This is a genomic window from Pseudomonas alkylphenolica, assembly GCF_016009175.1.
Lineage (GTDB): Bacteria > Pseudomonadota > Gammaproteobacteria > Pseudomonadales > Pseudomonadaceae > Aquipseudomonas > Aquipseudomonas alkylphenolica_B.
In genome coordinates, this window is sequence record NZ_JADUCM010000056.1 from 1 (window position 1) to 13,965 (window position 13,965).

The 13,965-nt window shown below is 62.7% G+C and carries 14 protein-coding genes; 5 read left to right on the forward strand and 9 right to left on the reverse strand.

What is annotated here, in order from left to right; translation table 11 throughout:
- Positions 1 to 179: 179 nt before the first annotated feature.
- On the reverse strand, positions 180 to 1,007 hold the full coding sequence (locus tag I5S59_RS25800) for an aldo/keto reductase (protein WP_197879094.1): 828 nt from the start codon (positions 1,005 to 1,007) through the stop codon (positions 180 to 182).
- A complete protein-coding gene (locus I5S59_RS25805; protein ID WP_128323672.1) occupies positions 995 to 1,900 on the reverse strand; it encodes a LysR family transcriptional regulator in 906 nt (301 codons plus the stop codon). The genes I5S59_RS25800 and I5S59_RS25805 overlap by 13 nt, the downstream gene beginning before the upstream one ends.
- A 137-nt stretch (positions 1,901 to 2,037) precedes the next feature.
- On the opposite strand from I5S59_RS25805, the gene I5S59_RS25810 reads away from it, so the two are divergent.
- Both I5S59_RS25810 and I5S59_RS25815 read left to right on the forward strand, forming a co-directional pair.
- Positions 2,038 to 2,736, forward strand: a complete 699-nt coding sequence (locus I5S59_RS25810; protein WP_128323671.1) for a CoA transferase subunit A — start codon at positions 2,038 to 2,040, stop codon at positions 2,734 to 2,736.
- Between the two features lie 36 nt (positions 2,737 to 2,772).
- Positions 2,773 to 3,429: a CoA transferase subunit B gene (locus I5S59_RS25815; protein ID WP_128323670.1), complete on the forward strand. Its 657-nt coding sequence runs from the start codon at positions 2,773 to 2,775 to the stop codon at positions 3,427 to 3,429.
- Positions 3,430 to 3,589: 160 nt separating this feature from the next.
- On the opposite strand, the gene I5S59_RS25820 is transcribed toward I5S59_RS25815, so the two are convergent.
- Both I5S59_RS25820 and I5S59_RS25825 read right to left on the reverse strand, forming a co-directional pair.
- Complete coding sequence (locus I5S59_RS25820) at positions 3,590 to 4,027, reverse strand: carboxymuconolactone decarboxylase family protein (RefSeq protein ID WP_197879095.1); 438 nt, start codon at positions 4,025 to 4,027, stop codon at positions 3,590 to 3,592.
- A 102-nt stretch (positions 4,028 to 4,129) separates the two neighbouring features.
- On the reverse strand, positions 4,130 to 5,560 hold the full coding sequence (locus I5S59_RS25825) for a PLP-dependent aminotransferase family protein (protein ID WP_197879096.1): 1,431 nt from the start codon (positions 5,558 to 5,560) through the stop codon (positions 4,130 to 4,132).
- Positions 5,561 to 5,728: 168 nt separating this feature from the next.
- Between I5S59_RS25825 and I5S59_RS25830 the strand changes: the two genes are divergently transcribed.
- A complete protein-coding gene (locus I5S59_RS25830; protein ID WP_197879097.1) occupies positions 5,729 to 5,971 on the forward strand; it encodes a DUF2790 domain-containing protein in 243 nt (80 codons plus the stop codon).
- Here the strand turns inward: I5S59_RS25830 and dkgB are convergent.
- Positions 5,968 to 6,771, reverse strand: a complete 804-nt coding sequence (dkgB, locus tag I5S59_RS25835; protein ID WP_197879098.1) for a 2,5-didehydrogluconate reductase DkgB — start codon at positions 6,769 to 6,771, stop codon at positions 5,968 to 5,970. The two genes, I5S59_RS25830 and dkgB, sit on opposite strands and share 4 nt — an antisense overlap.
- Positions 6,772 to 6,931: 160 nt before the next feature.
- On the opposite strand from dkgB, the gene I5S59_RS25840 reads away from it, so the two are divergent.
- A complete protein-coding gene (locus I5S59_RS25840; RefSeq protein WP_128323665.1) occupies positions 6,932 to 7,552 on the forward strand; it encodes a TetR/AcrR family transcriptional regulator in 621 nt (206 codons plus the stop codon).
- A gap of 70 nt (positions 7,553 to 7,622) precedes the next feature.
- On the opposite strand, the gene I5S59_RS25845 is transcribed toward I5S59_RS25840, so the two are convergent.
- The 4 genes from I5S59_RS25845 to I5S59_RS25860 form a co-directional block, all read right to left on the reverse strand.
- Entirely contained in the window at positions 7,623 to 10,064 is a 2,442-nt protein-coding gene (locus tag I5S59_RS25845; RefSeq protein WP_197879099.1) for a TonB-dependent siderophore receptor, read from the reverse strand.
- A 101-nt stretch (positions 10,065 to 10,165) separates the two neighbouring features.
- Positions 10,166 to 11,134 carry a FecR domain-containing protein gene (locus I5S59_RS25850; RefSeq protein ID WP_197879100.1) on the reverse strand — a complete coding sequence of 323 codons (969 nt, stop codon included), beginning with the start codon at positions 11,132 to 11,134 and terminating at the stop codon, positions 10,166 to 10,168.
- Positions 11,131 to 11,637, reverse strand: a complete 507-nt coding sequence (locus tag I5S59_RS25855; RefSeq protein WP_197879102.1) for a sigma-70 family RNA polymerase sigma factor — start codon at positions 11,635 to 11,637, stop codon at positions 11,131 to 11,133. The genes I5S59_RS25850 and I5S59_RS25855 overlap by 4 nt, the downstream gene beginning before the upstream one ends.
- A 137-nt stretch (positions 11,638 to 11,774) precedes the next feature.
- A complete protein-coding gene (locus I5S59_RS25860; RefSeq protein WP_197879103.1) occupies positions 11,775 to 12,977 on the reverse strand; it encodes an NAD(P)/FAD-dependent oxidoreductase in 1,203 nt (400 codons plus the stop codon).
- 289 nt (positions 12,978 to 13,266) lie between these two features.
- Between I5S59_RS25860 and I5S59_RS25865 the strand changes: the two genes are divergently transcribed.
- Positions 13,267 to 13,824, forward strand: a complete 558-nt coding sequence (locus tag I5S59_RS25865; protein WP_197879105.1) for an RrF2 family transcriptional regulator — start codon at positions 13,267 to 13,269, stop codon at positions 13,822 to 13,824.
- The last annotated feature ends 141 nt before the right edge of the window (positions 13,825 to 13,965 follow it).

Here is a 13,965-nt window from a genome sequence, read left to right on the forward strand (position 1 = left end):
TCGGACTGCATTTGGAGGTTGGGTTTGGATCAGCCTTATCAGCGATGCTGCTTTAGCACCATCGCCGACCGGGTCATGCTGAAAAAAGATCTTCTTAGAAAGAGATCCAAAGACAGTTGCTCCTACAGGCCTGCGATCGAGCGCGCAGCGCTCGCCATATCTCTACGCCACCATCGAATTCAAACCATCGCCAGGTGCTGCTTGCGTGTCGGCGCCGGGAAGGCGCGATCGATCGCGCGCAGGTCTTCGCTGCTCAAGCTCAGGCTGGCCGCTGCCGCATTCAGGCGCACGTGTTCGGGCGTCACCGCCTTGGGAATGGCAACTACACCGTCCTGGCGGGTGACCCAGGCCAGGCACACCTGGGCCGGGGTGGCACCATGGCGTTCGGCAATTTCCTGCAACGTCGGGTGCTTGAGCAGGCGACCGGCCTGAGCCAGCGGACAGTAGGCCATGATCGGCAACTGGCGCTTGCGGCTCCAGGGCAGCAGGTCGAATTCAATGCCGCGTTGCGAAGGGTTGTACAGCACCTGGTCGGTGGCGCAGTTGTCACTGTATTCGTACAGCTTACGCAGGTCATCGACATCCAGGTTCGACACGCCCCAACGGCCGATCTTGCCGGCTTCACGCAGGCGTTCGAAGGCGTCGACGGTTTCCTCCAGCGGGTACTGGCCGCGCCAGTGCAGCAGGTACAGGTCGATGTAGTCGGTGCCCAGGCGCTTGAGGCTGCGTTCGCACGCAGCAGGCACGCCGTTGCGGCTGGCGTTGTGCGGATAGACCTTGCTGACCAGGAACACCTGGTCGCGCCGCCCGGCAATGGCCTGGCCAACCACCTGCTCCGCACCACCCTCGGCATACATCTCGGCGCTGTCGATCAGGCTCAGGCCCAGCTCGATACCCTGCTGCAGGGCCGCCACTTCGTGGTTGCGCTGGCCAGGGTCTTCACCCATGTACCAGGTACCTTGGCCGATGGCCGCTACGGTTGTGCCGGCAAACTTCACTGTACGCATTTCACCTCCTGGGAGCGGGTTGATTGCTGTAGTACATCGAGCAGCGCCTGGGCTGCAGCCGAGAGTTTATGATCAGCCAGAAGGAACACGCCAAGGCGTCGTTCAATCACCGGTTCGACCAGGGCCACGCAATGGGCGCCTAGCTCCTCCATCTGTCGAATGCACAAGGCCGGCACCGCACTGACGCCCAGGCCATTGGCAACCATGCGGCCGATGGTCGACAGCTGGTGACTTTCGAAGGCCACTGCCAGCTTGCCATGTTCGGCGGCCAGGTGCTGCTCCAGCAACAGCCGCACCGCCGAAGGCCGTTGCAGGGCGATGAAGTCTTCGGCCAGCAATTCGCGCCAGGTCACCTGTTGCTGCCGTGCCAGGGGCGAGTCGGTGGGGACCACCGCGACAAAACGGTCCAGGTACAGCGGCTTGAACAGCATCGGCTCGCTGGCCTCCGGCTCAAAGCCGATGCCCAGTTCGACGCGGCGATGGCGCACCAGTTCCAGCACCTGTTCATTGATGACGTCATGCACGGTGACGTTGACCCGCGGGTAGCGCTGGCGAAACTCCTTGAGTGTGGCCGGTAGCAGGTTGCCGGCAAAGGCCGGCATGGCGGCGATCGACACCCGGCCCAGTTGCAGGGTAAAGCGCTGGCGCAGCAGTTCTTCGGTGTTGTCCCAGTCAGCCAGCAGTTGCCGGGCCAGGGGCAGCAATACTTCACCTTCAGGGGTCAGGCTGACACTGCGGGTCGTGCGGCTGAGCAGGGCACCGCCTAGATTATCTTCAAGGGCCTTGATCGTCAGGCTCAGGGCCGGCTGCGAGACGTGCAGGTGCTCGCCGGCCTGGGCAAAGCTCTGGAATTTGGCGACGGTGACAAAGGCGCGCAGCTGTTTGACGTTCATCAAGGCGGACTATTCTTTTGAAAAATTAATTAAACGATCACAAAAACAAAATTAACAAATAAGTGCAATGGGGTGAAGATGGCACAAACGCTCGCCGACACCCCTGTCGGATCAACAACTACAAAAGGCGGATCAGCATGGCCGGACTGGACAAGCGCGTAGCAACCTATGAACAGGCTCTTGAAGGCCTGACCGACAACATGACAGTACTGGCCGGCGGTTTTGGCCTGTGCGGCATCCCGGAAAACCTCATCAACGAAATCAAGCGCCGTGGCGTCAAGGGCCTGACCGTGGTTTCCAACAACTGCGGCGTCGATGGCTTTGGCCTGGGCGTGTTGCTTGAAGACCACCAGATCCGCAAGATGATTGCCTCCTATGTCGGCGAAAACGCCGAGTTCGAGCGCCAGCTGCTCAGTGGCGAGCTGGAAGTCGAACTGACCCCGCAAGGTACCCTGGCGGAAAAAATGCGCGCCGGCGGCGCTGGCATCCCGGCGTTCTTCACCGCCACCGGCTACGGCACCCCGGTTGCCGACGGCAAGGAAGTGCGTGAGTTCAACGGTCGCAAGTACATCATGGAAGAAGCCATTACCGGCGACTTCGCCATCGTCAAGGGCTGGAAGGCCGACCACTACGGCAACGTGGTGTACCGCAACACCGCGCAAAACTTCAACCCGCTGGCTGCTACCGCCGGCAAGATCACGGTGGTCGAGGTCGAGGAGATCGTCGAGCCGGGCGTGCTGCTGCCTACCGAGATCCACACCCCGGGTATCTATGTCGACCGGGTGATTGTCGGCACCTTCGAGAAGCGTATCGAAAAACGCACCCTCAAAGCCTGACCCATCCCCGAACAGAACAACAAAGAGATCCTGACCATGGCACTTACCCGCGAACAAATGGCTCAACGCGTCGCCCGCGAACTCAAGGACGGTTACTACGTCAACCTCGGCATCGGCATCCCGACATTGGTGGCCAACTACGTCCCGGCGGATATGGACGTGATGCTGCAGTCGGAAAACGGCCTGCTGGGCATGGGCGAATTCCCGACCGAGGCGCAGCTTGACGCCGACATGATCAACGCCGGCAAGCAAACTGTGACGGCCCGCCGCGGCGCGTCGATTTTCAGTTCCGCCGAATCGTTCGCCATGATCCGTGGCGGTCATGTCGACCTGACCGTGCTGGGCGCCTTCGAGGTGGATGTTGAAGGCAACATCGCCTCCTGGATGATCCCCGGCAAACTGGTCAAAGGCATGGGCGGCGCGATGGACCTGGTAGCCGGTGCCGACAACATCATCGTCACCATGACCCACGCCTCCAAAGACGGCGAGTCCAAACTGCTGTCGCGCTGCAGCCTGCCGCTGACCGGCGCCGGTTGCATCCGCAAGGTGCTGACCGACCTGGCCTACCTGGAAATCGAAAACGGCGCTTTCATCCTGCGTGAAACCGCACCGGGTGTGACCGTCGAAGAGATTATCGAGAAGACTGCAGGCAAGTTGATCGTTGCCGACGATGTCAAAGAGATGACTTTCTGATCTGATTTTCTGTGTTGTAAATGCAGGCCATGTCGCCGGCATGATGGTTTCCTGCAGTGCGAACCACGCATTCCTCTGCAGGCGCCGTTTGGGCCGGCTAAAGGCCTGTGCAAAACAAAAACGCCCTGCAGTGCAGGGCGTTTTTTATCCTGCTGACGACTCAGCCCGGAATCATCGCAAAGCCGACGCCAAACCGGTTCCAGGCATTGATGGTGGCGATGGCCAGGGTCAGGTTGACCACCTCGGCCTCGCTGAACTGTTCGAGCAAGGCACGGTACTGGTGCTCCGGCGCATGCCGCTCGGGCAGGCGGGTCAGGCTTTCGGTCCAGGCCAGGGCGGCACGTTCGCGCGGGGTGAAGAAGGCCGTGTCTTCCCAGACACTCAGGGTCTGCAGGCGGGCTTCGGTTTCCCCGGCCTTGCGCGCATCGTTGGCGTGCATGTTGACGCAATAGGCGCAGCCATTGATCTGCGAGGCGCGCAGGCGGATCAGTTCGAGCAGCGAGTTTTCCAGCCCGGACTTGCCCAGGGCCATTTCCAGGCCGACCATCGCTTTGTAGGCCTCGGGTGCGTGTTTGGCCCATTCGATACGGTTGCTCATCAGTGCTCTCCAGTCAGTTCCGCGTCAGGCGGCGATGGCACTACCTTAGCGCTGCGGCGTTGCAGCTTGGATAGCCAATCGCAGCAAATCCGAGGAGGCCAATCAGCCCAGGGTCTGCAAGGTGTCGCGTACCCGGTCCAGGGCCGGGTCGATGTCGAGCAGTTCGATGGCGCCAAAGCCCAGCAGCAACCCCGGCTGCGGCGGCGCCAGCACATAAAAGCGGTCCAGTGAGTACAGCCCGACGTCGACCTTGCGCGCCATGTTGATCAGGAACGCTACGTCGAGGTCGCCCTTGGCCAAGGCGCTCAGGTGATAGCCGGCGGTGGCCGGTACCGCCTCGAACCAGGGCGCCAGATCGCCGCGCAGGCGCTGCAGGATCCGTTCGCGGCGTGCGGCATACACCTCATGAACGCGGCGGATATGCTTGAGCAGTGCCCCTTCGCTGATAAAGCGGGCCAGGGCCCACTGGTTCAGGGTCGGGGTGTGCCAGTCGGTCAACTGCTTGGCGACACCAATCGCTTCGCGCAGCGCCTCGGGGACGATGGCATAGCCCAGGCGCAGTTCCGGCAACAGGGTCTTCGAGAAGGTCCCGACATAGGCCACCAGGCCATGGCGGTCCATGCTCTGCAGCGAATCGGTGGGGCGGCCTTCGTAGCGGAACTCGCTGTCGTAGTCGTCCTCGATGATGATTGCGCCCAGTGCCGCTGCACGCTCTAGCAAGGCCAGGCGGCGCGCCTGGCTCATCGGCATGCCCAGGGGAAACTGGTGCGAGGGCGTGACGTAGATCAGCCGGGTACCGTCGGCGATCTGCTCGACGCAGAGCCCCTGGTCATCCACGGGCACGTACTGCACGTCGGCACCCTGGGCCAGAAACAGCTGGCGCGCGGGGGTGTAGCCGGGGTCTTCCATGGCCACCCGGCTGCCGGGCTCGATCAGTATCCGGGCAATCAGGTCCAGGGCTTGTTGGGCACCGTTGCACACCAGGACGTCGGCACTGTTGCAGCGCACGCCGCGGGCGAAGGCGATATGCCGGGCAATGGCTTCGCGCAGTTCCGGCAACCCCTGGTGGCTGGCATAGCGGGCGCTGCTGCGGCGGATCTGGCGCAAGGCGTACTGGTTGCAGCGGCGCCAGTCATCGAACGGAAACTGCGCCTTGCTCGAGGCGCCGCCGATGAAGTCATAGCGCGCGGTGCTGGGGGCCATGTCTGCCAGCGGGTTGGCGCGGGCTTTCCAGCTCGCCAGGGTCTGGGCACTGGCCAGCGCCACGCTGTGGGCGGGCGCCGGGGCCTGGGTGGGGGCAGGGGTGATGAAGGTGCCTTTGCCAACCTTGCCGCTGAGCAGGTTGTCGTAGGTCAGGCGCGAATAGGCATCGGCGACGGTCTTGCGCGACACGCCCAGCTGTTCGGCCAGCAGCCGTGTCGGCGGCAGTTGGGTGCCGGCTGCCAGGCGCCCGCTGTCGATGCCTTCGCGCAGTTGCCGGTAGAGCTGTTCGGCCAGGCCCTTGCTGCCTTGCAGGCTGATGTGAAGTTCCATGCTGGGGCAGGTCCGCAGACGATTGACTGACGTCGAGATTAACCGATTTGCCCGGAAACTGCCGTTGATCCCTTCGGCCGACGCTTGGGCCTGCACGCGCCACACTTTAGGAGTCGGGGTTCGCCGGCTTGCCGGCGAGCCTTTTCGCACACCCACGGGAGCGTCGCTATGTACCTGCGAACTCTACTGGGCCTGGCGCTGTTGCTTTCGGCAACGGCTCAGGCTTCCGAATCAATCGCACAATACCACTACGGCATGCCGCTGGATGTCGCCCAGGTGGTCAACCTCAGCGAACCTGCAACCGAAATCTGCGATGTGGTGCAGGCCAGCATGGTCTATGTCGACTCGGCCGGCCAGCAGCACACGTTGCATTACCTGAAGCTGGCGCAGGTATGCACTGACCGGGGTTAATCCCAGGCCGGTGCCAGGCTTTCCGGGTTGGTCAGGCGCAAGCCGCTGTCCAGAGAGGCGATCAGGGCCATGTCTTCGGCACTGAGCGTGAGGTTCTGGGACTTGAGGTTGCCCGCCAGGTTCTCGCGCCGGGTCGAGGAAGGGATGACCGCATAGCCAAGCTGCATCGCCCAGGCCAGGGTAACCTGCGCCGGGGTGGCGTTGTGCTGCCCGGCAATTTTCTGGATGACCGGGTCGGTGAGCACCTTGCCGTAGCCCAGGGTCATGTAGGAGGTCACCGCAATGCCCTGGCTGTGCATGAACTCGACCAGTTTGCGGTTTTGCAGGTAAGGGTGCAGTTCGATCTGGTTGGTGGCAATCGCCTCTTTGCCGGCCACGTCGATGGCCTGGCGCAACAGGTCGATGGTGAAGTTGGAGACGCCGATCTGGCGGGTCAGCCCCTGGGCTTTGGCTTCTGCCAGGGCGCCCATGAACTCGCTGACCGGCACGGCACCCTTGGGCGAAGGCCAGTGGATCAGGGTCAGGTCCAGGTACTCGGTGCGCAGTTTGCTCAGGCTTTCTTTCAGGCTCGGGATCAGCTTGTCGGCGCCGAGGTTTTCGGTCCAGATCTTGCTGGTCAGGAACAGCTGGTCGCGGGCGATGCCACTGGCGGCAACGGCCTGGCCGACTTCGGCTTCGTTACCGTAGATTTGTGCGGTGTCGACCGCCCGGTAACCGAGCTCCAGGGCCTGGCTGACCGAATCGATTACCACCTGGTCCTTGAGGCGAAAGGTACCCAGACCGAACAGGGGAATAGACATGTGAAGGCTCCTTGAGAAGGGCTTGAGGAAACGAGGCGCGCAGTATTGCCACTGTGCCGCCCGGGAAACATCCCCGTTACAACACAACTTTTTTGCCGCCAGCGCACGAATTGTCAGCGCCTGGTGTAGCCTTGCAGGGTCAGTCGCAATGGATTTGGTCATGACCGGGCACAAGCACAGCATTCGTCAACGCAATGTTGACAACATCCTTCTGGCTGCCGAACAAGTATTTGCCGAAAAAGGCTTTGCCGGTACTGCCATGGCCGATATTGCCGAGGCAGCGCATTTGCCGCGCAGCAATGTGCACTATTACTTCAGCACCAAAACCGAGCTTTACCAGGCGGTGTTGTTCGGCCTGCTTGAAGTGTGGAAACAGGATGCACTGTGTTTCGAGCTTTACGACGACCCGCGCATCGTCCTCAGCAGCTATATCCGCGCCAAGATGAACCACTCGCGAACGCGGCCCTTCGGCTCGAAAGTCTGGGCCAACGAGATCATCCATGGTGCGCCCAACCTCGGTTCGGCGCTGGATGATCCGCTGTACGACTGGGCCAAGATGAAGGAGGCGAAGATCCGTCAATGGATCGATGACGGCCGCATTCTGCCGGTAGAGCCTTCCGGGTTGCTGTACATGATCTGGGCGTCGACCCAGCATTATGCCGACTTCAGCCACCAGGTCGGCTTGCTCAACGATCACCAGCCACTGACCGACCTGCAGTTCGAGCGGGCGGTGCAGACAGTGACCAGTGTCATCCTGCGGGGTATCGGGTTGGCGCCGTGACCTGCGACCGCTTTGCGCTCGATCGCAGGCTCCGCCCGCTCCTACAGGGGCAGTGCAGTGCCCGCGAATGTCAGAACTGCGGCGTGTACTTCACGCTGAACATGAAGTTGCGCGGCTCGCCAAAGTTGTTGTTGCCATCGAGCTGGTTGTAAGCCGCGACGTAGTAGCGTTTGTCGAACAGGTTCTTGCCGTTCACCGCCAGGCTCACTTCAGGTGTCAGCTGATAGGCAAGGCGCGCATCCCATACGGCATAACCTGCTACGTCGTAGGTGTGCTCGTAACCCAGGGTGTGGCTTTGCGCGGTAAAGCCCAGGCCGGCGCTGACCTTGCTCCAGTTACCCGGCAACTGGTAGTCGCTCCACACCCGCAGCATGTGCTTGGGCGTCCAGGTGCTGAAGGTCTTGCCTTCGTTTTCCGGGTCGTCCAGGTATTTGGTGGTGTTGTAGGTGTAGCCGGCAAACAGCTGCAGGCCGCTGAGTACCTCGCCGCTGATCTCGGCCTCGATGCCCTGGCTGCGCACCTTGCCGGAGGCGGTCGAGCAATACCAGTCGTCACAGGCAAAGCCCGAGGCCAGGTCCTGGGTCGCGCGGTTTTCCTGGTCGAAGCGGAACACGGCCAGGGAGGTATTGACGCGGCCGTCGAACAGTTCGCCCTTGATGCCCATCTCGTAGTTGCTGCCGATGATCGGCTTGAGCACCGAGCCGCTGGCGTCGCGCTCGGACTGCGGTACGAAGACGTCGGTGTAGCTGGCGTACACCGCCCACTCGCGGCTCAGGTCGTAGACGATACCGGCATATGGAGTGACTTCGCCGGTCTCGGTCATGGTGCTTGGCGCATTGACTGTGCCGGCACGGTTATCCGGCGCATAGGAGGTCGAGTCGTACGTCTGGTCGAACCAGCTGACCCGCGTGCCGAGCACCACCGTCAGCGGCTCGGCGAGCTTGACTCGCCAGCTGCCATACAGGCCTTTCTGGCGTACGTCATAGGCACTCCAGGGGCCACGGCCGTTGGGTTTGGCCAGCAGGCTGTCGTAATCGATGTCCGGGCGGTGATGATCGATATCGAACAGGGTGTCGCCGCTGGGGTTGAAGGTACGGGCGAAAAGGTCGTCAGTGGTCAGCTTGGAATAGTTGCCGCCGAGGGTGATCTCCTGCTCCAGGCCCAAACCCTGGAAGCGACCGACCACGTTCATGTCGACGCCCACTTTGGTGGAGTCGAAATCGGTTACCCAGTCACCGTACATCACACCGCTGGCGTCCGGCTCCAGACCGTCGCCAGTCGCCATCACACGCTGGTGGGCGGAGGTGTTGGTTTCGCTCATGCGCACTGCCGCGACACGAAACTTCCAGTCGTCGTTGAAGCGATGTTCGAGGTCGGCGTACAGGGTGGTGACGTCGATTTCCGAGTGGTTCCAGCGCGAACCGGTGAAGGTCGAGCGGGGGACGTCCACCGGGCTGCCGTCGGCGTAGCGCGGCAGCCCCCGCAGCATGGGCCGTGACTCGGCATCGGAGCGGCTGACAGCCAGGCCGAGGGTGGTGTCTTCACGCAGGTCGACGTCCAGAGTACCGTAGAGCGAATGGGTCTTGCTCCATTCGTAGTCGATGAACGAGTCGCTCTGGTCTTCATCGGCGACGAAGCGTCCGCGCACAGTGCCAGCGTCGTTCAACGGGCCGCCGGCGTCCAGCTGCAGGCCGTAGTGATCCCAGCTGCCGGCCTTGCCGGTGACGGTGACGGTCGGCGCGCTCTGGCCGCGTTTGCGCACCAGGTTGACCGCGCCACCCGGGCTGCCGGTGCCTTGCAGCAGGCCCGAGGCGCCGCGCAGCACTTCCATGCGGTCGAAGAAAATCAGGTCCTGGGTCGCCCAGTTGCCCAGTGAGTAGGTGTTGCGCGGAATCGGCACGCCGTCGTACTGCCAGTCATCGATCTGAAAGCCGCGCGAAGAAATGATCAGACCCGGGCCCACGCCCTGCAGGCCGACCAGGCCGGTGGTCTTGTTGACGGCGTCCTTGAGGTCGACGATGTCCTGATCGTCCATCTGTTTACGGGTCATCACCGACACCGACTGGGGGATTTCCTTGAGCGTGTGGCTGCCCTTGCCAATGGTCGTTGCCCGCGCAGCGTAAGAGCCCGAACCCTCGGTGGTGGCATCGAGGCCACGGTCGTTGATGCTGGTGGCGCCCAGCTCCAGGGCATTGCCAGCGTCGATCGCAGGCAGCACGCTGAAGTTACCCTGTTCGGTAACCAGCAACTGCAGGCCGCTGCCGGCCAACGCTTTTTGCATGGCCTGGGTGGCACTCATGCGCCCGACAATGGCTGGCGCTTGCTTGCCCTGGACCAGCGCCGGCTCCAGCGAAACGATGTGCCCGCTTTGCGCCGCAATCGCATTGAGAGTGCTGGCCAGTGAAGCGGCGGGCAGATTGAAGTTGAGGGTCTGCTCCTGGGCCTGGACGGCGCTGGCCAGGGTGGCCAGTGCCACCGCGACAGGAAGGGCGTGGGACCAAGGGTTGAGCACGGAATTCTCCTGATTGTATTGGCGTGTCAGGAGATAGGTGGGGCGAGAAATGAAAACCGGACACAAATAAGAGTGATTTTCATAAAAATAATTTCAAGCACTCATTTTGGCCCGATCATGGTCAGCCAGGGGCTGTAGTGATCGACCCGCACCGGTAGGGTTTCGGCCAGAGCCGCGAAGGCACGTTGTGGCTCATCAAGGGGGAAAACCCCCTGTACGCGCAATGCACGCACTGCCGGGTCAACCCGGGCAAACCCGCGGTAGTACGGACGCAGCGCATCGACAACGGCTTCCAGGGAGTCGTCGAGCACATTCAGACGGCCGCTGAGCCAGTCGGCACGGTGCAGTTCGCCATTACCAAGCGTCTCGATACGTTGAGCGTACAACAGGGCGGCCTGACCTTCCTGGATATCCTGCTCGGCGCCGTTGTACAGGCGCGCGCGCACGGCATGTTCAAGGACCACCACCCGGGTGGCTTCGGCCTGCTGGCTGACCAGAAAACGCGTGCCCAGCGCGCGGACTTCGCCCTCGGCTGTACGCACCCGCAACGGGCGCTGCGCGTCGGGGGCTACCTGGATCACCAGTTCGCCCTGATGCAGGATCAGCAACCGCTGTTGCGCATCGAACTGCAGGTCGACGGCGCTGTTGGCATTGAGGCTCAAGCGGCTGCCGTCGGCCAGGGTGAAATGGCGCCGCTCGCCTTTGGCGGTGCGCAGGTCGGCCAGCAAGGTTTCACCCAGCTGACTGCGCGCGCCCAGCCACAGGCCACCGCCCAGCAGGCCGACGGCCGCGAACGAACGCAGCAAGTCACGGCGCGACCGGTTGCCCTGCAGCAGCAGTTGGCGGGCTTCCCCGGCCTGGCCAGGCACGCGCCGGTCGAGCGCGCGCACCGTTCGGCAGGCACCACCGAGGCGCTCTTGCAAGCGGTTCCAGGCATGGGCGTGGGCAGGGTCGCTGATTAGCCACTGGTTGAATTCGTGCTGCAGTTTTTCACCGGGATTGCCCGCGCTCAGGCGCACCATCCAGTCGATAGCCTGCTCACCTGCCGGGTCGATGCTGCGCTGGCTCATGGCTGCAACTCGCTCAGGTAACACTGGCGCAGGGCCTGCTTCATGTAACGACTGACGGTGCGTTCGGACAGCTCAAGCTTGCGCGCAATCTCCACGTAGCTCATGCCGTCCAGCTGGCTGTAGAGAAAGGTGGCCTTGACCACCATGGGCAGGCCGTCGAGCACCTGGTCGATGGTGACCAGCGCTTCGATCAGCAGCAGTTGTTCCTCAGGGGAGGGCGCCAGGGGCTCGGGCAGGGCCGACAAGCGTTCCAGGTAGGCGCTTTCAAGCTGGCGGCGGCGATGGCGGTCGAAGATCAGCCGGCGGGCAATCGTCGACAGGTAGGCACGCGGTTGCTGGATGCTTTCCGGATCGATCTTGGCGGCCAGCAGTTGGCAGAAGGTTTCGGCCGCCGTGTCTTCAGCGTCGGCGCGGTTGCGCAGGCGCTTGTGGATGTGTTGCAGGAGCCAACGGTGATGGTCGCTGAAAAAGAAGCCCAGCTTGCGGGTCGACGGGGTTTGCACCGGGTGGCTGTCCAGATGTGAGTGTGAATCGTTCTCAACTCTACCTGTCTGCCGGTGGTTTGTGCAATCGCCTGGCGCTTGTCTACCCGTGCACGCTAAAAGAAAAGGGGCCGCCTCAGCGGCCCCTTGTCGGTAGATCAGGCAATCGGGATCAGCGGGTCGGCAGCCGCCAGGGCCGCAACGCGATCGGCGGCAGGCGGGTAGATCCAGGTGGTGTTGATCTGGGTCTTGAGCTCCTTGGCCTCTTTGCGCAGCAGTTTGACCTGACGGTCCCAGCCTTCGGTGTATACCGCGCCCCAGGCGCCGAGGTCCAGGCAGGTGACGTACTTGGGCTGACGGTACGGCGTAGGCTCGACCCCGAGCAGGTCGGCGGCGACGTTGTTGCCGCTGTGACGACCGAGCACGATGGCGTGCTGGCAGGACATCACGGCGAAGTTGCCCAGGTCGTCGGTGGCGGCATAGGCGACATCGCCGGTGGCATAGATATGTGCCTGACCCTTGACCTTGAGGTTGCGGTCTACATGCAGGCGGCCCTGTGCGTCACGTTCGCCCGGCACTTGCGCAGTCAGCGCGCTGGCCCGTACACCCACGGTCCAGATAACGGTGCTGGCTGCGATGCGCTCGCCATCGGCGAGGGTCACGCCGCCGGCGTCGACTGCGGCCACCGAAGCATTGACGCGCCATTCCACGCCCAGGGCTTCAGACGCTTCAATGATCGCAGGGCTGATGCCTTCACCCAGCGCCGCGCCGATCTTGGCGCCGCGATCGACGATGATCACCCGTACAGTGGCGTCGGCACCGAGGATGGCGCGCAGACGTCCCGGCATTTCAGTAGCGGTTTCGATCCCGGTGAAACCACCCCCAGCGACCACCACGGTATTGCGTGCAACCGAATCCGGCTGCTTGGCCAGCGCCTTGAGGTGCTGCTCCAGGCGTGCAGCCGATTCGATCTGGTCGACATCGAAGGCGTGTTCGTTGATGCCGCTCAGGTCGGGGCGGAACACACCGCTGCCGGCAGCCATTACCAGGCGGTCGTAGGCGATATCGGTTTTCTCGCCTTGGGCATCGGTGTAGCTCACGCGTTTGCCGTCGACATCGATCTGCTCGGCTGTGCCCTGGATAAAGGTCACGCCGACGGCGTTGAACAGGTCGCCCAGGGGCGCCTTCATCTGGTGCACGTCCGGCTCGTAGAAGCGTGGACGAATACGCAGTTCGGCCTGTGGTGCCAGGACACTGATGGCGACGTCGTCGCGGCCGTGTTGCTCGAGCAGGCGGGCCGCGCTCAATGCGCTCCAGACACCACCAAAACCTGCGCCGACAATCAGAATGTGCTGTTTCATGTAGCTGCTCCGCATGGACGAAATCGTTGTATGTACCGTGGCGCAGTAGCGCCGAACAACTACGAATCTATTGGTCGTAGTTGTTCGGCGCAAGCGATTTTTCTTGATGACCCTGTCGGAGAACCGCGTACGCTTGCCCGAAAGCCGCTCTATTTGATGGTTTCAATGGGCAACTGCCACCTGATGGGGCGTATTGGAAACCGATGTACGGTAGATGCCTTGGACGTTCGGCGTTCAAGCCGATAGAAAATACTGATAGTATTTGCGACAAGATTAGTCGGAGATAAGCATGTCACTGTATAGCGCGGGGGTGGAGTACGGCATCCACTGCCTGGCCTTTCTGGTCGATGAACTGGGCGACAGCCGTGAAGCCAGCGTGCGCGACCTTGCTGAGCTGCAAGGGGTGCCGCAGGAGTACCTGGCCAAGGTGTTCACCAAGCTGGCTAAAGCTGGCCTGGTGGCTGCAACTGAAGGGGTGCGCGGCGGGTTCAGGCTGGCGCGCCCGGCCGATGAAATCAGTGTGCTGGATATCGTCACTGCCATTGACGGGCGCAAGATGATTTTCGAGTGCCGCGATGTGCGCGACCGTTGCGCGCTGTTCGACGGCTCGCCGCCGACCTGGGCGCAGGAGGGCACCTGTTCCATCCATGCAGTGATGCTGACGGCACAAAAGCGCATGGAAGAAGCCTTGGCCCAGCAGACCATCCTCGATATCGCCCGGCGTGTGGGGCGCAAGGCGCCGCCCGAGTTTTCCACGCAGGTGGCCGACTGGATGAACGATCGCCGTGCAGGCAAGGCGACAGATGCTGGGCAAGGTGACATCCCGTTGGTGGATGTCAGTCAGTAGCGAGCGCGTTGCGCTCGATCGCAGGCTTCGCCAGCTCCCACATTTGTGGGAGCCGGCAGCGCCGGCGATGGGGGGGCCCGCCCCCCCCGGGCGTGTGGGGGAGGGGGGGATAGGTGGGATGGGGGGGGGGGGGTTCGCGGG